Below are 14,339 nucleotides of genomic sequence, written 5' to 3'. Positions count from 1 at the left end.
TTTACTTGGTGGGCGGAGTGCGGGCGGGTTTGCGGGACAAGGGTTAGGCGGCCTTCCCGAAGTCGACCGGTAGGGCGGTCAACCGGCTGCCTTGGATGCCGCCGAGGCCGACCTGGCGCAGCTCGGAGTACGGGACGGCGAGCCGCGCGTGCGGGAAGTCGGTCCGCAGCACCGAGAGCACCGCCCGCAGTTCGAGCTGGGCGAGCTGCGCCCCGATGCAGAAGTGCGGCCCGGCGCCGAACGTGAGCTCCGGTCCGGGCCGGGCGTTCACGCCCTGGATGTCCACCAGCACCGGAGCTCCGACGGGCAGCCGGGTCCCGGCCAGCTCCACCTCGGCGGTGGCGAAGCGCCACAGCGAGAACGGCGCAGGCGGGTGCTCCCGCAGGGTCTCGCGCACCGGGTCCTCGGTGGGGTCGCCGAGGACCCGGGCGATCAGGAAGCCCAGTGCCGTGTCGGTGGTGATCTGACCGGCGAAGATCAGCGAGAACAGGTGGTAGTACTCGTCGTCCGGGGGCGCGACGCGGCTGGTCCTGGCGATCTCGACGAGCCTGCAGAGTGCCGCGCCCTGCTGTCGCGGGTCGAGTATCGCGAGGCACGCGTCGGCGGCCTCGTCGACGTGGTCGAGCGGGATGCCGAGCAGGTCCAGCACCACGGTGAGCGGGTAGCGGACCGTGAAGCCCGCCATCAGGTCCACGACGCCTTCGCAGCGGCCGAGCAGGTCGCGGGCGATCTCGTGCACGCGGTCGGAGTGCTCGCGGACGTGCCGGGCGTTGATCAGCGGGGCGTGCGCGCGCCGCAGCGCCGTGTGCTCCGGGCCGTCGGTCGTGGTCAGCGCGGGCTGCTCGGCCGCGGTCGGCTCCAGCCCGATCCAGCCGGGCGGGGCGAGGGCGGTGTCCTTGGCGAGGTCGGGGTGGGTGAAGACGGTCCTGGCCAGCTCCTCCTCGGTCACGATCCACACCGATCCGCCCTCGGGCGCCGCGACCTCGACGATCGGTCCGGCGGCGCGGAGGGCGGCGCGGGCGGGGTCGGGTTCGGTGAGGCCGCGGGGGATGACGGCGAACGGGTCCGGCCCGGAGTACATGTAGACTCCTGTCTTCGCGATGAAGTAGCTTCACCATGAAGCTACTTCCCCTTCGGGCGCGATGTCAACGACGGGGAGACGGGCATGGACGAGGCCGAGGGGATCCTGGACGGGCTGCGGACGTTCGGTGCGATCTACACCGAGCTCACCAACCGGTTCGCCGCCTGGCTCGGCCTGCACGCCACCGACGCGGCGGCCCTCGTGGAGATCCTCTACGCCGAGGACAAGGGCGCGCCGCTGTCGCCGACCGCGCTCAGCCAGCGCCTGTCGCTGACCACGGGCGCCACGGCGAACCTGTTGAACCGCCTGGAAAAGCTCGGGCACGTCGTGCGCACGCGCGAGGAGACCGATCGGCGCAAGGTGACGGTGCGGAGCGCGAAGACCATCGAGGCACCCGCGCGGGAGTTCTTCGGGCCGTTCAGTGAGCGGTTCGCCGCGGCGGCCGGGCGCTTCTCCCCGGCCGAGCTCAAGCGGTTCGAGGAGTTCCTGGGGGAGTTGCGCGGGGAGATGAACTCGTTGCTGGAGTCCGGTTTCTACTCGCGCTGAACCCGGTCAGGCGGTGTTGATGTGCAGCACCGCGTCAGCGCCGTCGAGGAGCGCCTGGTCGATCGGGAAGTAGCCCTTCATCGGGTCGATGGCGGCGCGCTTGCGTCCTGAAGCGACCTCCGTCGTCAGACCCCAGGTGGGAAATCGGCTCTGCAGAAGGCTTTCGTAGGTGCCCGCCTCCGGCTCCGGGAGTTCGATGGTCCCGCTGCTGCCCAGGCTGCCGACGATCACGCTGTATCGCTTGCCCAGCAAGGAATCCACGATGGCGCCCGCCGAGAGCCAGGTCCCCAGGCTCCGCTTGAGGTGGAGGTTGTGCGAGAAGACCAGCGTCGGGCCGCGTCCGGCCTCGATGCTTCGGATGTCAAGGAGGTTCTGCGCCATGAGCGCGTCCCGCGTGGCCGCCAGGAGTGGGTACCGCTCGGCCCGGTCCAGTCGCCGCGCGCACTGCTTGTGGTAGCGCAGCAGGTCGAGTCCGGCGGAGAGGTGCGTCTTGACCTTGATCCACTCGTCGCGCGCCATCTCCGGTGCGCGCGCGTAGAGCGTGATGAGCATGTCGTCGGCGATCACCCGCAGTTTCCCGGCCTCCGCGGTGGCGCCGACCGACATGGCCGGGTCCATGACCGCTTCCGTGCGGCTCCACCGTTCGTCCTCGCCGAACAGGCCCGCGAAGTCCAGGTCGAGCTTCAGGTGATCGCGGGCGTGTTCGAGGTAGCAGCGCGGGCTGGGCGCGCTCATGGTCTCCATCGGAGCATCGAAGCCGTGGAACGACAGGCGTTCCTCCACAGGCCGGTTCTCGTTGTACTCGCGCATCCAGGCGACCAGGCGCCTGTTGCCGTCCAGCTCGCCGAAGTCGTGGGAGAAGCCCTCGCGCATCACCGAGTCGAGCGTTCCCGCGCCCTCCCGGACGAAGTCGTTCACGGCGAGCGCGGCCACCCGGTCGGTCTCCATGGCGAACGACCGGAAGCCGTGCTCGACCAGCCGCGGGAAGAGCTCGTTGCGCAGCCGCGCGAACGCTGGTTCCTGGTGGGTGGGCTCGCCCAAGCCCAGCAGCTCACACGACGCGGGCACGAAGGCGCTGATGTCCTGACTCATGAGGCTCAAGCGTATCGTTGAAAGTTCGAGGAAGACTTTCATTGGATGACTCTCGCTGTGCTGAGGTAAAGTCTCAAACCAGTGATAACCCTACGGCCGACCGACCTCGCGCGTGAGCACCACATCTCGACCCAGGCGGTCCGCAACTACGAGCGCGACGGCTTCATCCCGGCCGCCGCGCGAACCCCGAGCGGCTACCGCGTCTACACCGAGGTGCACGCGGCGGCGCTGCGCGCTTTCCTCGCGCTGGTCCCGGCCTACGGCCACTCGGCGAGCGGGCAGATCATGAACGCCGTCCACTCCGACGAGATCGACCAGGCACTGACGATCATCGACCGCGGTCACGGACAGCTGCTCCGCGACCGCGAAACCCTTGCCGCCGTGCGGAAAGCCGTCTCGGAGGTGGCCGAGGTCTCCCCCAGTCGCTCCGGTGTCCGAACCATCGGCGAACTCGCGCACCGGCTCGGCGTGACCCCGGCGACGGTGCGCAACTGGGAGGACGTCGGCATCCTCACCCCCGCGCGCGATCCCGCCACCGGGTACCGCGTCTTCCGCGCCGACGACGTCCGCGACGCCGAGCTCGCCCACCTCCTCAGGCGCGGGGGCTATCCGCTGGACCGTGTGTCCACTGTGGTCCAACAGATCCGGTCGGCCGGAGGCACCGAGGCGCTGACCCGCGCTTTGCGGGAATGGCAAGGAAAACTGACCGCTCGCGGGCTCGCGATGCTCACCGCGGCGACCCGGCTCGACCAGTACCTCAACCTCACCGGCCGCTGACCGCCCTGACGCCGCGGTCGCCGTGTGAGAGTTGCAGAACGCAAATCGACTACGGTCAGTTACCCGGCGATTTCCGTCCGTTCTCCGCTACCCGCGGGTTCCGGATGGGAGGACGGGGTGGGGGAAGGCGGGGTAAAGCGAGCGCTGGCCGGGGTGAAAGGGCAGGTCAGCGCCGAGGGGAGCGGGGTAAAGGGGGTGCGGAAGCGGGGGGTATTCCCCGGTCCTTCAGGAGGCGAACCTGGATCACATGCACCGGCAGCAGCAGAACGTGGGAGCGACCACCGTTTGTGGCGATGAACTCGGCGTGACCGGGGCGAGCCGGAACGGCAACGGGACAACCCACGCCAAGCCGCGCTGCCACGCGTGCGGGCAGCCGGTGGGGTTCTGGGCGACCGACAAGCTGACCGGGCTGCTGGACCGCTGGGGCTGGGACGAGCAGGCGCCGCGCGCGCTGGCCGGTTCCGCCGAGCGCGGCAGGGGCGCGGCGCTGCTGGTGATCGACTTCGACCACTTCAAGCAGGTCAACGACTTGCACGGGCACCTGGCCGGGGACGCGGTGCTGACCGCGATGGGCAAGGTGCTGGTGGAGAGCACGCGCGCGGGCGATGTGGTGAGCAGGCTCGGCGGCGACGAGTTCGCGGTGCTGATGCCCGACACCTCGCTCCACGAGGCGGTGGCGGTCGCCGAGCGCGTCGGTGCCGCCGTGCGCGGGCTGAGCGTGCTGATCCCCTTGGGGGTCAACGGAACCGCCATCGGACGGCACAGCGCCTCGATCGGCCTCGCCACCACCGGCGAGCACGAGGGCGACCTGCGGGACCTGCTGCTGCGCGCCGACTCGGCGCTGCTGGCCGCCAAGCGGCAGGGGCGGGACCAGGTCCGGATCGCCGACTAGCCCCGGTCGGCGATCCGGACTCTCTGCCTCAGCTCGGCGGCAGCTTCCCCGGGTTGAGCAGGCCCTCGGGGTCGAAGCGCTGGGCCGCCTCGCGGATCTCGTTGAGATTGTCGTTGTGCAGCAACCACGTGTGCGGGTCGTGCACCTCGACACCGACCGCGTTCAGGCCCTCGATGCCCGCGTAGAGCGCGTCCGCGCCGTCGAAACGGCACAGCAGCATGCCCACGAGCCCACGGCCGTCCACACCGGCGGTGCGGTCGACGCGGAAACCATCAAGGTGCAGCAGGGTTTCCGGCAGCACGGCGCGCACTTCGTCCGGGCGCGTGGTGAGCGCCTCGCCGTGCACCTGGAGGTGGCACAGCTCCGGACGGGCTTTGCGGGCGCGGTGCGTGACGTGGTTGAAGGACAAGGAAGCCAGGTACGCCGCGCCCTTGTCCCGCACCGCCTCGACGGTGCCGCCGTGGCAGGTCACGGTCCGGCTCGCCGACGTGGTGCTCGACCGGTCGATGACGGCGCGGACGCTGAACCGCCCCGCCGGGATGGCCTTGTCCTTCGGGTAGGTCTCCAGCACCCCGGGCTCGTCCACGGAGAGGATGCGCGGCGCCGGGTCGAGCCGCAGCAGCTCGTGGGCCGCGGCGAGAGCGGCCTCCTCCTCGGCGAAGGAGGCGAAGAGCCCGATCCAGTCCCGCTTCGGCACCAGGGTCACCGTCGCGGTCGCGATCACGCCGGTCACCCCGTAGGCGTGGATGTGCGGGGCGCACTGTCCACTGTCGACAGTGATCAGCGAACCCTCGTCGGTGCACGGGGCGATGTCCATGCTGTGCACGTACTCGTCCCAGGTGAACCCGTTCTCGATCGAGCCGGTCCCGCCGGAGCCGCCCGCGATGAACCCCGCGATGGCGCTGCCCACGGTGGACGGCATGATCGCGATCTCCTGGCCCTCGCGCCGCGCCGCCGCCTCGATCGCGGCCAGCGACACCCCGGCCTCGGCCCGGATCCAGCCGGGGCCGATGTCCAGGACGCGCGCGCAGCGGCTGGTGTCGACCACCAGCCCGTCGCGCAGCGGGATGCCCTGCCCGTAGTTGCCGGTGCCCTGGCCGCGCGGGGTCACCGGGACGCGGTGCCGGTGCGCCAGCCGCACGGTGCCCGCGATCTGCTCGGGGGTGCCCGGGTAGGCCACCACGTCGGCGAGCCCCGCGGGCAGCTTGGCGGACAGGATCGGGGACATGTGCGCCCAGTCGGTGGAGGCGACGCGGCGCGCGGTCGGGTCCACCGACACCGCCTCCGGGCCTAAGAGGTCCTCCAGGTCCCCGATGAGCGCCGCGAGATCGGTCACGGCCGCGCTCACGGGGTCAGGCCGATGGCCGGGTCGATGAACTCGTTGGTCGCGATGTCCTCGACGGTCAGGTTCTGCCGCATGGGCTTGCGCTGAGCGGCCGCGATCGGCGAGACCACGTCGATGATCCGCTTGACCCGGTCGGCCTGGAAGTCGCCGAGGGTGGCGTTGGGCCCGTTGCCGACGATCTTCAGCTTCTGCTGCTGCTCGGTGCTGAACGCCGCCTGCTCGGCGGTGTAGGAGACGCCGACGCGGTACTTGCGGTCCAGTTCGACGATGAGCTTGTTCACCGGCTCCGGCGCGCGCAGGTAGTCGACCTGCGCCCGCTGGATCATCGGCACCAGCTTCTTCAGGCAGGGCGCCAGCTCGGCCTTGCGGTTGGAGCGGATGGACAGCGCCTCGGGGTAGAGCGGGAAGCCCGCCTCGTGCAGCAGCTGGAACTTCACCGGCTTGCGCCACTGCGCGAGCTGCTTCTCGTAGAGGAAGGGCTCCATCGTGGCGAAGCCCTGCTGGGCGACCGCGCCGCCCGCCGCGACGAACGCGGCGGGGGAACCGTCGTAGCTGCCGTCGACCTGGCTCGGCTTGAGGATGCCCGAGCCTGTCAGGTAGTCCATCAGCGTCGCCGAGGAGTAGTAGAGCACCTTGGCGTCGGAGCGCCCGATGTCGGCGATGGTGTTCCAGGTGGGGTGCTTCCGCGGGTCCCACATGATCATGTGCGGGCCGATGTCCAGCGGGGCCACCACCGCGGTCGTCGGCTGGGTCCCGGACAGCATCACGGCCTCGTCGGTGTTGATCTGCCCGAGGGTGATCGCCGGGTCCTGGTACATCAGCGAGGTCGCGGTCTGGAAGCCGATCGCCGGACCGCCCGCGCGGATCTCCAGCTTCACCCCGGTGTCGGCGCCGCCGGTGACCAGGCGCCCGGTCACCCGCTTGCGGTCGGCGTCGACGGTCGGGTTCGGGCCCAGCAGCTGGTAGCTCGCGCCGTGCTCGGCCTCGGGGATCCAGTCGGTCTGGAGCACGACGGTCTCCGGGCAGACGCCCTTGAGCACCTGGTCGCCCGTTGCCGAGGACAGCTGCGCGGGCGCTTTGTCCGGCGTGCCGCCGCAGGCCGAGAGCGCCAGCGCGGCCACGAACCCGCCCGCTGCCAGCCTCAGCGTTGTGCCCCTGTACATCCGACTCCTCACGTTCGCGGTCACGAGACCGCCGCGGGATCGCGCACCGACTCGTGCCACGACCCCACCACTCGTCTTGCCAGAAATCCGAAGAACCAGAACACGGCGATGCCCAGCGCCGAGGCCAGCAGCACCGCGGCGAACATCTGCTCCGACTGCAACCGCGAGCGGTAGAGGTCGATGAGGATGCCGATGCCGGGCTCGCCCTGTTTGAAGAAGAAGTCACCGACGACCGCGCCGATCACCGACAGCCCAGCGGAGATCCGCAGCCCGGTGAAGATCGCCGGGAGCGCTGCGGGGAACTGGAGCTTCCACAGCCGCGTCCACCGCCCGGCGCCGTGCAGCGCGAACAGGTCCAGCTGCGCGCTGTTCACCGAGCGCAGCCCGAACAGCGTGTTCGCGATCAGCGGGAACAGCGCGATCAGCACGCACACCAGCACCCTGCTGCCGAAGCCGAAGCCGAACCAGAAGCCGAACAGCGGCACCAGGGCCAGGACCGGGATCGTCTGGAGCAGCACCGCGTACGGGTAGAGCGAGCGCTCGACCCACTTGGCCTGGCTCATCGCCACCGCGAGCCCCACCCCGACCACGAAGGCGATGACCAGCCCGCTCATGGCCACCTGGGCGGAGAGCGCGAGCGCGGTGAGCAGCTCGGCCAGGTTGTCCGGATCGCCGAAGCCGATCGCCAGCACGTCGTGCGGCAGCGGCATCAGGAACCGCTCCTCCTCGCTGAGCAGCAGCAGGCTCGCGGCGTACCAGAGCCCGGTCGCGGCGAGCAGGACCAGCACCGGCGGGGCGAAGCGGCGGATCACCCGGCACCTCCGCGCAGGCAGGCCGAGATCTTCCCGGCGAGGTGGGTGAAGTCGTCCTCGAAGCGCAGTTCCGGGGACCGGGGATGGCCGAAGGGCACCGCGAAGTCGCCGATCACCCGCCCGGGGCGGTCGGAGAGCACGAGCACGCGGGTGGAGAGGTAGACCGCCTCGGTCACCGAGTGCGTCACCATCAGCCCGGCGAAACCGCGGAGCCTGAACAGCCGCAACAGCTCGTCGCCAAGGCGCTGCCGGGTGATCTCGTCGAGCGCGCCGAAAGGCTCGTCGAAGAGGAACAGCTCCGGATCCACCGTGAGCGAGCGGGCCAGCGACACCCGCATCCGCATCCCGCCGGAGAGCTGGCCCGGCCGGTGCCCGGCGAAGTCGGAGAGCCCCACCAGTTCGATGGCCTCGTCGGCGCGCTCGCGGCGTTCCCGCTTCGACAGGTGCCGCAGCTCCGCGAGAAGCTCCACATTGGACTGAACGGTGCGCCACGGCAGCAGCGTCGGGTCCTGGAAGACGTAGCCGACGCGGTCGGTCTCCCGGCGCACCGTGCCCTCGCTGGCCGTGCTGAGCCCGGCCGCGATGCGCAGCAGGCTCGTCTTGCCGCAGCCCGAGGGGCCGACGACGCTGACGAACTCGCCGGGAGCGACGTCGAAGTCGATGTCGGCGAGTGCGGTGGTGCCGTCCGCGAACCGCTTGCCGACACCGGTGAAGCCGAGCATGGTCACGTGCTTTCTCCGGGTCCAGAGAAGGGCTGCACAGAAGGGAATTCGCGGGTCAGCCTGGTGCGGCTGACCACGCGACCCCGGTGGATCACGACCCGGTCGGCGCTCGCCCCGGCGACGGCCTCGGCGACGCTGGCCGCGCGGATCGCCAGCAGCTCGGCCGGAAACCCTTGGCGCACCTGGACTTCCGGGAGGCCCATCGCGGCGCGCGCACCGGAGCTGACCGCGTCGTAGGCGACGACCGGGTTCAGGTGGCCCGCCGAGACGAGCAGCGCCGCGGCCTCCAGCGGGTCGCCGCGGCCGATCGGGTTGAACGGGTCCTGGACGTTGTCGCCGCCGCCCGCGATCGTCGCCCCGGCGGCCAGCAGCTCGCGCAGCGCGGTCAGACCGCGCGGCGGAGCACCGGTGTGCTCACGGCTTTGCAGGCCGAGATTGGTCTGTGGCAAGCAGATCACCGCGATGCCCGCGGCGGCGACGCTTTCCGCCACGCGCGTGGCGACCTCCGGCGGTTGCATGCCCAGGCTCACGCAGTGGCTGGCGGCCGCCCCGTGCGCGAACCCGGTGGAGCGCACCAGTTCCGCGAAGTACTCCAGGTAGAGCACGTCGGGATCGGTGGTCTCGTCGGTGTGCAGGTCCACCGGCACGCCGAACTCGTCCGCGATCGCCAGGCACACCCGGTGGCACTCCTCGGGATCCGGGTCCGCGTAAGGGAAAGCGCCGATGGCGTCCGCGCCCATCTCGATCGCGGTCCGCATCAGCGCGCGGTTGCCCGCCCCGGCCTCGCCGCTCAGCGGCACGTCGACGAACGCGACGAGCTGGAGGTCCAGCCGGTGGCGCAGCGACTCCCGCACCTCCAGCAGCGCCTTCAGGCAGCGCAGGTCCGCGACCCCGCCGACGTCGACGTGGCTGCGGATCGCGGTGGCCCCGCTGGCCAGCGACATCAGCGCCGCCTCGGTCGCCCGCCGGACGATGTCCTCGTGCTCCATGGACGGGCTGAACCCGCGCCACAGCTGGATCGCGGTCAGCAGGTCCCCCGCCGGGTTCTCCACCCGCGCGGTGGTCAGCGCCTTGTCCAGGTGGGCGTGCGGCTCGGCGGGCGCGGGCAGCAGCAGGTAGCCGCCCAGGTCCAGCTCGTCGGGCCCGGCCGCCAGCGACCCCGCAGGGCCGACCTCGGCGATCCGGTCGCCCCGGAGGCCGACGTCGACCACCTCACCGTCGGCCAACCGCACGCCGCGCAGCAGCAGGCTCGTCTCCACGCGCGTGGACTCCTCAGTCGTCATTTCCGGTCTGTCGTCATTTCCGGGTCGTCGTGTTCCGCGGGGACAGTCCCAAGTGGACCAACCGCTCGTCGAACTGCTTCACGTCGGGGGAGTGGGCCCAGGGCTGGAGGCTGCGGCGGACGTCGAACATCCACTCGCCGACCCGGACCGAGCTGTGCCCCGCGGCGATCTCGGCGATCTCCTCGAGCACCCGCACGGCCTCGGGGATCTCCTTCTGCAGCACCAGCGCCTTCGCCCGGTCGATCAACCGGAACCCGCGGTTGCGCACCAGGTCCGGCGCGGTCAGCTCCAGCGCGCTCTCCGAAGCCTGGAGCGCGCGCTTGGACTGGTTGAGCCGCACCCACGACCCGGCCTGGAAGCCGACGGTGAAGCCGCGGTCGACGAAGTACAGGTACTCGGGGTCGTCGTCGGCGAGCCGGTCCGGCAGCAGGCTCTCCATCCGGTTCAGCGCCCGGCTGGTGGCGACCTCCTGGCCGTCGGTGGAGTAGCCCCAGGCCGCGATCTGCTCGGTGTAGGTGGCCAGCAGCGCGCTGCCGGACTGGGCGGCCCAGCCGCGCGCGGCGAAGACGTGGTCCAGCGCCTTGGGGATCTGCTCGCGGAAGATCGCCATGTGGGCCAGGCAGCAGTGGATGAAGGTGATCGTCCGGATGTCCTTGATCTCCTGCGCGGCGGCCAGGCCCTCCCGGAAGTAGCGGTCCGCCGCCGGGTACCGGCCCACGTCGTAGAGCAGCCAGCCCGCCAGCTGCGAGAGCTCCGCGTAGACCTGGACCAGGTCCCGTTCCAGCCCCGAGCGGGACACGGTGCCCAGCATCTCGCCGACCACCGAGCGGTACCGCAGCACCGCCTTGAGCACCGGCTCCGGGCCCTTGGAGTCGTCGAGGTGGCGGCACATCCCGGTGACGTTCTTGAAGATCTCGATGGTGGTGGCGTCCGGCCGGTGCGGCGAGAACGTGGCGTTGGCCAGGCGCTCCCGCTCCTCCGGCCGCAGCCTGCGGACCACCGGCAGCCCGGAGACCCCGCCGAAGACCTGGGCCAGCCGGAACAGCGTCTCCTGGCGCCCGGGGTCGGGCTCGGTCCTGGTGACCGCGCGGAACAGCTCGAAGGACTCGTCGCGGGTCGGGACCAGCAGCTGGTCCAGCCCGTTGGGCTGCGCCGGGGTCGGCAGGACCAGGTCGTCGGTCAGCCGCCGCTCGGGGGACTCGGTGGGCGCGGGCGGCAGCGGTGCCGGGCGGGGCCGGTGCTGGTCGAGGTGGCCGTAGTCTGCGGCGTCGACCCGGGCCTGGTCCTCGGCGCTGTAGCTGGCGTAGGTGGCGTCGGTGACCAGGTCGCGCGCGGCGGCGCAGTACATCCTGGCCAGTACGGGCAACACCCACACCGAGGGCCGACGCCCGCCGTCCGGCCACATCTCGTAGTCGTAGAGGCGCTGCACGCGCAGGGTGGCGGTGGCGGCGGGGTCGAGCCGGTTGAACTCGTCCACCACGTGCGCGGCGCTGCGGTTGTGGGCCAGGCGGTACAGCCGCAACGGGCTCGACGGAATGTCGAATGCGAGCACGTCGACGATCTGCGCCCAGGAAAAGCCTTTCTCGCGGAGCTCGCGAGCGCGGAGCTGGGCGCGCGTGGTGTCGCCGTTGTTCGGGCTAGCCGCGACCATCAGAACCGACACCTCCCGCTCCTTCCGGCCGTGGCTGTGCCCCATCTCGTGGAGGCACATCCTGTCGGCAGGGGACCCGTCTCGGCCACGACGCGGTCGGCTCACCGGGAAATTGGGGTAATCCACGCCACCCGTTGCGGAGAAGGCACAGGTCAGCGCCGCGGGAACGGGGGTACGCCGCCGGTGATCGTCGGGGGTATGCCGCCGGGCGCCCGCACGCCATCCTGGTGGTGAGCGTCGTCACCCTGGACCCGCCCGCGGGGTCGAGCAGCACCGCCGAAGACCCGCTCGCGGGGTCGAGCATCACGATGGACGGATACATGTGGTTGAACTCTTGCCTTTTCGGCTCACCCGGTTTTCGGCCGATCATGACGATACCCGTCCAGGGGTGCCGTGTCTTTCCTCCGGTGGTCGGCTGATCGGTCATGGCTGACCACACGGGTTTGCTCGTCTTCTGCCTGGCAATTGTCGCCGTGGTCGGTTCGTCCGAATGGTGGCATCGGAAATTTGAGAGAAGGACCGGGCTGCACTGCCTGTTGTGCGGCGCACTTCGACTTCTTGAAAATGTGCTCCTCGGGACCGGGCACTCCACCAGGTGGGCGCGGCGCGCCGACTCCGCCCCCGACGACGTGTGGCACGCCGTGACCAACGCCGGTCAGCGCTACGCGCGGATGTGCTGCGGCGCCTCGTTGCACGACGTGGACGTCGACGTGGTGGCCCGCCGTCCGCGCGGGCGCAAGTGCTCGCGCTGCTCCGAACGGGTCACGACGAGCGGACGGCGCTAGGCCCGGGCGTAGCGGGCCAGGCGCTGGGCCAGCCGCGCGCGCCCGGTCGTCGTCGGGAAGACCGGTTCGGCGGAGCCCGCTTCGCGCCCGGCCACCACGTCGGCGACGAAGCGGGCGACGACGGCGGGTGCCGGGGCCACGTGCTCGCTGCCGAGGTGCGCCAGCACGGCGCTCGGTTCGCCGGGACCGGGCTCCACGGCGACGGCCCACCCGTGCCCCTCGCTCCACACCAGCATCAGGTCCCTCGTGGGGCGCTCGCGTGAGCGGTGGGGCAGGCCGAGGTAGGCCGTCGCCGTGTCGCTGATCTCGAAGGAGGTCGCCTCGGCCGGAATCCCGACCGCGTCGGCGACGGCGTTCAGATAGCCCGCCAATCCGCGGTCGAGCGGAATACCGGGGGCCGCGACGTCTTCCATGTCCGCCAGGTTATGTGCGGGCACGGCAATCGGTCGACCGCGGGAATCAGATCACCGGGAGTGGCGCCGGGGCGGGATGGTCACGTCACCGGAGAAACGGACGCCGGGCATGTGCCGGGCCGGGTCGCGGCGAACTGGTCGGGCGGTGGATTCCTCCGCGGCCGGGTGGCTGAAAACGAGTGCGGCGACGGTGGTGCCGCGGGTCGGATAACAGGTGATGGTGATGAAAACTCCTTGGAAAGTGATGGGCCGCGCCGCGCCGATCTCCGGGAAACCCTTGAGGCAAGGGGGAAAGGCGTCGTGTCGCGGTCGGAGCAGGGGATCCGGGTGCCGGTCTTCGGCATCGTCCGCGCTGCTCGTCGCCGCCCACTGTACGCCACCCGGACCCGGTCCGTGGTTTTCGCCTCGCTTGACGGAATTTTCGGGACGTGCTCTACTGGTTTTGGTTGAAGGTTTTTGTGTCGTCATTCCCTGGCGCTCGCAAGGATTTTTGAGCGAGCGTGTCAGGATGTCTTGGGTTCACCGAATTCCTGGTCTGCGCGCTTGCCGCCCGGCCCGCTCGATCGAGCGCCGCCGCAAGTTTGACGCGATGGGATTTACCAGCATGGCTGAAGGCACCGTGAAGTGGTTCAACGCCGACAAGGGTTTCGGGTTCATCACCCCGGACGACGGCGGCGCTGACGTGTTCGTCCACTTCTCCGAGATCAACGCCGGTGGCTACCGCAGCCTCGACGAGAACGCCCGGGTGAAGTTCGACATCACCCAGGGCAACCGCGGCCCGCAGGCCGCCGCGGTCAACCTGATCTGACGGCGCGCCCTTCCGAGGGCGCGGCACTTTCGAGGGCACAGCCCCTCGAAGGACACAGCACTTCCGCGAAGGGCGCCCGCCACCGGTGGGCGCCCTTCGCCGTGCCCGAGGTACGCCGGTCTTCAAGTACCGCGAACCCCGGCCCCAGCGACCGCTAACCGCAGCAAACCCCCGGCGCAACCGGCCGGTGTCCGGGGTGGTTGGTGACTCCGGGGAGGCGGGTTCGCTGTGCTTGAAGACCGCCCGACCACCTCAGCCCAGGGATTGCTGCGCGATCACTGGCGTGTGGCGGCTGGTGAAGGGGTCAGGTAGGCCATGGCCATCTCGGTGGTCTCGTCGGCCCATTCGGCCCAGCTCAACCCATCCGGCCAGGACCGGCAGGTGGCGGCCCGGTGCACGCACGAGCTGATGATGGTGCGGGCGGCCATCCGCAGGGCACGCCCGCGGTCCGCCCCGCGGATGTCGTCCCCGTACGGCTCGGCGGCTTCGACGAGTGCCTCCTGGATGACCGCGAGTGCCCGCAGGCCGCGCTCGACCCCCTCCGCGCGCTGACCGCTGAGCAGGTCGGGGAAGACCCGGTCGTGCTGGGAGAACGTGTGCGCCATCGCGTGGGTGAACGCGCCGACCACGCCGTCCAGGCCGGGTTCCGCTGAACCGAGTGCCTCCGCGACACCGGTTTCCAGCTGGCCGAGCAGCTGGTCCTTGACCGCGTGGAGCAGCTGTTCCTTGCCGGTGAACCGCCGGTAGATCGCGCCGACGGACACGCCGGCCCGCTCGGCGACCGCCGCGACCGTGAACTCCTCGATGCCGCCGGTGGCGAGCACGCGCTCGGCCGCGGTCAGCACCTTGTGCAGGGACTTCCGGCTGCGCGCCTGCTGCGGGGGGCGGAAGGCGGGATCGGCGTGCTGCTGCTGGCTCACCGGTCTGACGGTACTGCTCGCCGGGCGAGGGCGGACCGGCCCCCAGATG

General features: G+C 70.8%; 15 protein-coding genes. 5 read left to right on the top strand and 10 right to left on the bottom strand.

Translation table 11 applies throughout. From position 1 onward, the window contains the following. Positions 1-43: 43 nt before the first annotated feature. A complete protein-coding gene (locus tag NLX83_RS31390; RefSeq protein WP_254238842.1) occupies positions 44-1,081 on the bottom strand; it encodes a cytochrome P450 in 1,038 nt (345 codons plus the stop codon). 84 nt (positions 1,082-1,165) lie between these two features. Here NLX83_RS31390 and NLX83_RS31385 point away from each other — a divergent pair, with 84 nt between their 5' ends. Beyond that, entirely contained in the window at positions 1,166-1,627 is a 462-nt protein-coding gene (locus NLX83_RS31385; RefSeq protein ID WP_254238841.1) for a MarR family winged helix-turn-helix transcriptional regulator, read from the top strand. A 6-nt stretch (positions 1,628-1,633) separates the two neighbouring features. On the opposite strand, the gene NLX83_RS31380 is transcribed toward NLX83_RS31385, so the two are convergent. Further along, the gene (locus tag NLX83_RS31380) at positions 1,634-2,719 is read right to left on the bottom strand and encodes an erythromycin esterase family protein (protein WP_254238840.1); all 1,086 of its coding nucleotides are present in this window, start codon (positions 2,717-2,719) and stop codon (positions 1,634-1,636) included. An 81-nt stretch (positions 2,720-2,800) separates the two neighbouring features. On the opposite strand from NLX83_RS31380, the gene NLX83_RS31375 reads away from it, so the two are divergent. Together NLX83_RS31375 and NLX83_RS31370 are read left to right on the top strand one after the other, a co-directional pair. After that, positions 2,801-3,496 (top strand): TioE family transcriptional regulator, encoded by a 696-nt coding sequence (locus NLX83_RS31375; protein WP_254238839.1) that lies wholly within the window; start codon positions 2,801-2,803, stop codon positions 3,494-3,496. Positions 3,497-3,743: 247 nt separating this feature from the next. Beyond that, positions 3,744-4,388, top strand: a complete 645-nt coding sequence (locus tag NLX83_RS31370) for a GGDEF domain-containing protein (protein ID WP_254238838.1) — start codon at positions 3,744-3,746, stop codon at positions 4,386-4,388. Positions 4,389-4,416: 28 nt separating this feature from the next. On the opposite strand, the gene NLX83_RS31365 is transcribed toward NLX83_RS31370, so the two are convergent. From NLX83_RS31365 to NLX83_RS31340, 6 genes are read right to left on the bottom strand one after another with little or no spacing between them, the layout of a single operon-like run. Then, positions 4,417-5,736, bottom strand: coding sequence for an FAD-binding oxidoreductase (locus tag NLX83_RS31365; protein WP_254238837.1), 1,320 nt, complete (start codon positions 5,734-5,736; stop codon positions 4,417-4,419). Continuing rightward, the gene (locus tag NLX83_RS31360) at positions 5,733-6,896 is read right to left on the bottom strand and encodes an ABC transporter substrate-binding protein (RefSeq protein WP_254238836.1); all 1,164 of its coding nucleotides are present in this window, start codon (positions 6,894-6,896) and stop codon (positions 5,733-5,735) included. Before NLX83_RS31360 ends, NLX83_RS31365 begins: the two co-directional genes overlap by 4 nt. A gap of 20 nt (positions 6,897-6,916) precedes the next feature. Next, positions 6,917-7,708 (bottom strand): ABC transporter permease, encoded by a 792-nt coding sequence (locus NLX83_RS31355; RefSeq protein WP_254238835.1) that lies wholly within the window; start codon positions 7,706-7,708, stop codon positions 6,917-6,919. Then, entirely contained in the window at positions 7,705-8,430 is a 726-nt protein-coding gene (locus NLX83_RS31350) for an ABC transporter ATP-binding protein (RefSeq protein WP_254238977.1), read from the bottom strand. Before NLX83_RS31350 ends, NLX83_RS31355 begins: the two co-directional genes overlap by 4 nt. Before the next feature lie 2 nt (positions 8,431-8,432). Then, positions 8,433-9,713, bottom strand: a complete 1,281-nt coding sequence (locus NLX83_RS31345; protein WP_254238834.1) for an amidohydrolase family protein — start codon at positions 9,711-9,713, stop codon at positions 8,433-8,435. Positions 9,714-9,726: 13 nt separating this feature from the next. After that, positions 9,727-11,376 (bottom strand): hypothetical protein, encoded by a 1,650-nt coding sequence (locus tag NLX83_RS31340; protein ID WP_254238833.1) that lies wholly within the window; start codon positions 11,374-11,376, stop codon positions 9,727-9,729. A 554-nt stretch (positions 11,377-11,930) separates the two neighbouring features. On the opposite strand from NLX83_RS31340, the gene NLX83_RS31335 reads away from it, so the two are divergent. Next, positions 11,931-12,149 (top strand): hypothetical protein, encoded by a 219-nt coding sequence (locus NLX83_RS31335; RefSeq protein ID WP_254238832.1) that lies wholly within the window; start codon positions 11,931-11,933, stop codon positions 12,147-12,149. Here the strand turns inward: NLX83_RS31335 and NLX83_RS31330 are convergent. Further along, the gene (locus NLX83_RS31330) at positions 12,146-12,562 is read right to left on the bottom strand and encodes a DUF6292 family protein (RefSeq protein WP_254238831.1); all 417 of its coding nucleotides are present in this window, start codon (positions 12,560-12,562) and stop codon (positions 12,146-12,148) included. The two genes, NLX83_RS31335 and NLX83_RS31330, sit on opposite strands and share 4 nt — an antisense overlap. 604 nt (positions 12,563-13,166) lie before the next feature. Between NLX83_RS31330 and NLX83_RS31325 the strand changes: the two genes are divergently transcribed. Beyond that, positions 13,167-13,370, top strand: coding sequence for a cold-shock protein (locus NLX83_RS31325; RefSeq protein ID WP_254238830.1), 204 nt, complete (start codon positions 13,167-13,169; stop codon positions 13,368-13,370). A 275-nt stretch (positions 13,371-13,645) separates the two neighbouring features. Here NLX83_RS31325 and NLX83_RS31320 read toward each other — a convergent pair whose 3' ends face one another. After that, a complete protein-coding gene (locus tag NLX83_RS31320; protein WP_254238829.1) occupies positions 13,646-14,290 on the bottom strand; it encodes a TetR/AcrR family transcriptional regulator in 645 nt (214 codons plus the stop codon). Between the last annotated feature and the right edge of the window lie 49 nt (positions 14,291-14,339).

It is taken from the genome of Allokutzneria sp. A3M-2-11 16 (assembly GCF_024213555.1).
Lineage (GTDB): Bacteria > Actinomycetota > Actinomycetes > Mycobacteriales > Pseudonocardiaceae > Allokutzneria.
This window is presented reverse-complemented; position numbering and strand designations above follow the sequence as displayed.